The organism is Desulfobacula phenolica, from assembly GCF_900105645.1.
Lineage (GTDB): Bacteria > Desulfobacterota > Desulfobacteria > Desulfobacterales > Desulfobacteraceae > Desulfobacula > Desulfobacula toluolica.
The window spans coordinates 1-6,158 of sequence record NZ_FNLL01000031.1; the positions used below are offsets into that span (position 1 = coordinate 1).

At 44.3% G+C, this 6,158-nt stretch carries 4 protein-coding genes; all 4 read left to right on the forward strand.

The features are described 5' to 3' along the window. The first annotated feature begins 266 nt into the window (after window positions 1-266). Window positions 267-2,108: a PEP-utilizing enzyme gene (locus BLT94_RS21320; RefSeq protein ID WP_092238696.1), complete on the forward strand. Its 1,842-nt coding sequence runs from the start codon at window positions 267-269 to the stop codon at window positions 2,106-2,108. A gap of 9 nt (window positions 2,109-2,117) precedes the next feature. Beyond that, complete coding sequence (locus BLT94_RS21325) at window positions 2,118-3,200, forward strand: PEP/pyruvate-binding domain-containing protein (protein ID WP_092238699.1); 1,083 nt, start codon at window positions 2,118-2,120, stop codon at window positions 3,198-3,200. 150 nt (window positions 3,201-3,350) lie between these two features. Continuing rightward, window positions 3,351-4,757 (forward strand): phenylphosphate carboxylase subunit beta, encoded by a 1,407-nt coding sequence (gene ppcB, locus BLT94_RS21330; RefSeq protein WP_014957104.1) that lies wholly within the window; start codon window positions 3,351-3,353, stop codon window positions 4,755-4,757. A 163-nt stretch (window positions 4,758-4,920) separates the two neighbouring features. After that, window positions 4,921-6,158, forward strand: a 1,238-nt coding sequence (locus BLT94_RS21335; RefSeq protein WP_092238702.1) for an AMP-binding protein, incomplete at its 3' end; no start/stop codon positions are given.

The following is a 6,158-nucleotide window of genomic DNA, read 5'->3' on the forward strand; positions in this document are numbered from 1 at the left end:
ATGTGTCTCAATCCTCAACTTAAGGTTGTACTCTGAAAAAGATCTACCATAAGAAAATCTTATAAAAGCCATAAGTTTATATGAATTGACACTTTTTTTGTCAACACATATTACTACATACAACATACTTGTTTTCAAGATTGAGTCCGGCTTGTTTTATAAATTGACGGCTCCTATCGTCATCTTTCCCCGGTATTTTTTTTGTAAGTATGGATCAGGTTTTCAGTTAGTCGGTTTTTTAACATTTAAATTTTATGGAGGTAAAAATGGCCGATAAGAGTTTTCCCAATCCCCACGAAATAGAAGCAATACCCGGCACTGAAGGGTGGGAGAGAATGTATCCGTATCATTATGTTTTTTCGACTAAAGACAAAGAAAGGGAAGAGTATGAGAACAATACGTTCTGGTTCAACGATGCTCTTCACTATCCTGAACCCTTGTATCCATTTGATATTATCTGGGATGAGGCATGGTTTCTGGCATTGTCACAGTTTAATACCAGGATTTTCAGTGTTCCACCGGTTTATGGAGTAGATCATAGAATCATCAATGGAAATGTTTATATTTCTCCGGTACCTGTAACTGATCCTGAAGAGGTTCAAAAAAGAATCCCCATGTTCATGGAAAGAGCCGGATATTATTATGAAAATTGGGATGACCTCCATAATCAATGGGAAAATAAGATGAAGGGGATTATTTCAGAAATTGAAAATCTTGAAATTGCCTCCCTGCCGGACATGGAAGATATCTCAGTGGTTAAAAACGGACTTGGCACCTCAAGCGGGTATGAACTGCTCAAGAACTATGACAAGCTTATAGACCTGGGCATTCGATGCTGGCAGTATCATTTTGAGTTTTTAAACTTGGGATATGCCTCCTATGTCACATTTGTTGATTTTTGTACCAAAGCCTTTCCTGATATCCCCCTCCAAAAAGTCACCCAGATGGTCGCAGGAATTGATGTTATTTTGTACAGGCCTGATGATGAATTGAGAAAATTGGCTAAATTGGCGATTGAGCTGGGCATTGATTCTCAAATCGGAGGAGATACCAAGGATATTGACGATGTGATTTCGGAACTTCAGGGTTCTGAAAATGGTAAAAAATGGGTCGCTGCATGGGATGAAGCTAAATATCCATGGTTCAATATTTCAACAGGAACCGGATGGTATCATCAAGATGTTTCATGGAACGACAACCTGAATATCCCTTTAAGTTCCGTTAGAATATACATTGGCAAACTCAATGAGGGTAAATCCATAGACAGGCCCCTTGAACAAATAAAAATCGAACGTAAAAAACTTATTGTGGAATACAGAGGCTTGTTAAAAACAGATGAAGACCGGCAGACCTTTGATCAACTTCATGGTACGGCAGAACTGGTATTTCCCTATGTCGAGAATCATATGTTTTATGTGGAGCATTGGTTTCATTCCGTATTCTGGAACAAGATGAGGGCGGTTGCCGCCATCATGGCGGATAATAATTTTCTTGAGGGGCAAGAGGACATCTGGTACATGTCCCGCAGTGAAATAAAAGAAGCATTATGGGATCTGGTCACTGCCTGGGCAAGCGGTACAAAGGGATATGGTCCCTTGCACTGGCCTGAAGAGATCCAATGGCGAAAAGGGGTTTATCAAAAATTCAAGGAAAATATTCCAATCCCAGCAGTTGGCAAACCGCCTGAAACAATTGCAGAACCGTTTACCATTGTGCTTTGGGGAATTACCAATGAAAGCATGTCGGCATGGGCAAAATTAAAGGAAATAGGTGATCCTGATAAAGTCAATGAAATGGAAGGATTTGCAGGATCTCCGGGTGTTGCTGAAGGCATTGCAAGGGTATGCAGGTCGGTGGAAGATATCGGCGAACTCAAAGAGGGCGAAATCCTTGTAGCACCAACGACATCACCGTCCTGGGCACCGGTATTTCAAAAAATCAAAGCAGTTGTAACGGATGTGGGCGGCATCATGTGTCATGCCGCTATTGTTTGTCGTGAATACGGCATGCCCGCAGTTGTCGGAACCGGCCAGGGAACGACAATCATAAAATCCGGCATGAAAATCAAGGTAAATGGCGATACAGGCAAAATCCATATAGAAAGGTAGGATGATATCATGGAAAAGAGATCTGATTACGTCCGCTGGTTTGAAGAATGCGACTTGGAATTGATTCCCGTTGTGGGGGGTAAAAACGCAAGTCTGGGCGAGTTGCTAAAAGCCAAAATCCCTGTTCCTCCGGGCTTTGCAATCACTACAAAAGCCTATAAGCTTTTTCTTGAACAGGGAAAGATCAAACAGAAAATATTTAAGATTCTAGATGGCATCAAAGCAGATGATGTGGACTCTGGCGAAACAGCCAGTAAAACCATCCGTGATCTCATTGAAAAGACACCGGTAAGTGACGACCTTCAGGATTATATCTGCGAATTTTACAGACTGCTTTCCAAAAAAAGCAACGTCCCTGCGGTTCCGGCTGCCGTCAGATCCAGCGCAACGGCTGAAGATCTCCCCGGTGCAAGCTTTGCCGGTCAGCAGGATACTTTTCTCTGGATAAGGGGGGCGGATGATATCCTCAAGCATGTAAAAAAATGCTGGTCAAGTCTTTTTACCTCCAGGGCCATTTATTATAGAACAAAAATGGGATTTCCTCATGAACAGGTGGAGATTTCCGTTGGTGTACAGAAAATGGCCAATGCATGGACAGCCGGTGTGATGTTTACCTTAAACCCTGCCACCGGAGACAGATCCACTGTTGCCATAGATGCAAATTGGGGATTTGGAGAGAGTGTTGTAAGTGGGGAATGCACGCCGGATAATTTTATCATTAATAAAATTACGGATGAAGTGATTAAAAAATCAATTTCCCATAAAACCATTGCATATACTCGTGATCCAAAAACACATTGCGTTGTAAAAACCAATGTTCCGGTGGAAAGAGCCGATATGCAATGCGTTGTGGATAAAGACGCCGTTTCGCTTGCCATCATTGGAAAACGAATTGAAAAACATTACGGCAAGGCCATGGATATTGAATGGGCCATTGATAAAGACACGCCCGGCAAAGCCAAAATACTGATTCTTCAAAGCCGGCCGGAAACCGTATGGAGTGACAAAAAAGCAAAACCTGTCATGAAAACAAGATCATCAGCTCTTGAGCATATTTGCGCAGGACTTGTTGCCGGCAGAAAAGTCAATTAATGATTGCATAAATTAATTTTGTTCAATTCCCGGTCCTTGATGTTTAAGGACCGGCTAAAAATATAACCCAGTGCGCATCGCGCCTGTAACCCTATGGTTGCGTCATGATTATTACATCATGGGGTTGCACCTGAAAAAGGAGAAAAATTTATGAAGGACATGAGAGATTTTGTAGCGGTTTGTGAAGAAAAAGGTCTTTTGAAACGGATTACAGCTGAAGTTGACACCCACCTGGAATTGTCCCATATTGCAAAATTAAATGAGGAAGCCCAGGGTCCTGCTTTGCTTTTTGAAAACGTTAAGGGTTTTGACTCACCTGTTATTACCAGTGCCGCCACAACTGTTGAACGCCTTGCTATTATTATGGGTGAGTCGGAAAAATCAAGCCTTACCGATCTGTATGGCGCATGGGCGGAAAAAGCAAAATCGCCGATCAAGCCAAAATATGTGGATAAAAGCCAGGCACCTTGCAAGGAAAATATCCTGATGGGCGATGATGTGGACCTCAATAAATTTCCGGTCCCACATTATTATCCTCTGGACGGCGGTAAATATTTTGGGACGGCTCATTTTATAATTACCAAAGATCCCGACTCAGGATGGGTTAACCTGGGCACCTATAGGAGTCAGCTTCTGGGTAAGGATAAGATCGGCACCCAGTTTATTAAAGGTAAACATGCCGATATTATGCTGAAAAAATACCAGGCATTGGGCGAACCCATGCCGGTGGCATCCATTGTAGGTTGCGATCCCATATTGTTTATCCTTGGCGCAGCAAGGGTCGGTGCTTTCACCAGTGAATATGATGTAGCCGGTGCCTTTCGCGGTGAGCCCGTGGAAATTGTCAAAGGCGAAGTGGTTGACCTGCCCATTCCAGCCCATGCGGAAATCGTGGTGGAAGGGTTTGTGGATGCGGAAAAATTCATGGAAGAGGGCCCGTTTGGCGAATATACCGGATATTATTCCGGTGTGGGCACTGATCCCAGAAATTTTATTGATGTCAAATGTATTACCTACAGGAACAACCCGATATTCTGGGGAACCACTGTCGGGCGTGCGGTAACGGATTCTCACATGGTTATGGCCCTGTCCTATGGTGCCACCTTGTGGCAGCAGCTCAATGAAATGAATATCCCTGGCTTGAAAGCAGCTTATTGCCCGCCGGAAGGAGCCGGAAGATTCCTTGCCATTATTTCCATGAAACAAATGTATCCGGGACATGTTGATCAGGTTCTTACCGCATCAATATCAACGGAAATGGGTGCTTATGGCCTTAAGACCGTGATAGTGGTGGACGAGGATATTGATCCATGGGATATTCCCAGGGTGATGTATGCCTTGAGTTTCAGGTTCCAGCCCAACCGTTCCCAGGTGATCAAGAGGGGCCGTTCAACTCCGCTTGATCCTTCATTGCCCATTGAAGCAAGGGAGATTACAGGAAGACTTCTCATGGACGCCACTATTCCTTATGAATGGAAAGACAAACCAATTCCCATCGAACTTGATTCTGACATGGTTGTACAGGTGAAAGAAAGATGGTCAGAGCTTGGGTTATAGGAAAATACCATTGACTTACAGCTTGCGATAAATCTGTTGTGGCAGGCCGGAAGGCCTCAGATAATAAATAAATATTTCGGCCTGCCACATGGTTTTGCGAGCAGCTCTGAAATCGAATGATAATTGATATTGGAAAAAAATGCTACAAAGGAAAGGATGAATTGTGAAACCAATTCGATATACCAAAGAGATGACTGATGAATTCCTGGAGGACGGATACTGGACCCGGGAAACATTTTATGATTTCTGGGAAAAGAATGCCAGGGAGATACCGGATCAGGAAGCATTGGTGGATTCAAAATACCGGCTGACATGGAAACAGGCTGTGGAACTTGTGGATGCCATGGCCATATCCTGGGTTGAAATGGGGATTGAAAAACACTCCCGGGTAATTATCCAGTCTCCCAACAGTGTTTACGGATTTCTTGCAAGGATAGCATGTGAAAGGGCAGGGTTGATTTCCCTGACGGTTTATCCTTATCTGAGAAAAAAAGAGCTGACTTACATGGTTGACCGAACCAAGGCCTCGGCCGTGATTATTCTTGCCAACTATAACAAGTTCAACTACCTTGAAATGTACGAAGATCTTCAAAAGGATTTTCCCCATCTGAAAAATATATTTTTGTTTGATGACATGGTTCCTCAGGATGCACCAAAAGGAACGTTTTCATTAACCTCAATGGTTGAAAAAAGAGTTCTTTTGCCTGTGGATAAGTCAGTTCTTGTAAAAAGACGCTTTGACCCTGTTGGAAATATTGCCATTCTCACCACCACCTCCGGTACTACGGGTATCCCGAAATTGGTTGAATGGCCGCCTGCTCCCAGAATATGCACCTCAAAAGGCCGGGTGGATATCTGGAATCTGACCAAAGACGATATCACCATGGCCATTGCCCCTCATGCAGGCGGGGCTGCCGGAACTCTGACCTATTTTGCAGCGCCTATTGCGGGAGCCAAAACCGTTATGCTGGAAGAGTTTTCCCCGGATGCGGCATTGGCCCTGATTGAAAAAGAAAAAGCCACTGCCATTGGTGTGGTGCCGACTCATCTGATCAGGATGCTTGAGGCGGATGTGTCAAAGTATGATTTAAGCTCGTTAAGGTTTATCCGTTCCGCAGGCGGGTATCTGGCTCCCCAGGGGGCAGAAGAGGCAGAAAATGCTTTTGGCGCCTCCATCACCAGTGATTTGGGCACCCAGGACATGGGGTCTGTTTCAGGCTGCCGGGTTGAAGATTCCAAGGATTTGAGACGGCGGACCGTGGGCAGAATGCTGCCCGGCAATAAGGTCCGGCTTGCAGACAAGGAAAACAAGGAAAAAACAGTTCCAGATGGTGAACCCGGTATACTGTATTTCAGGGGGCCCCATGCACCGGCCGGATATTATCGCGATGAAGAACTCAC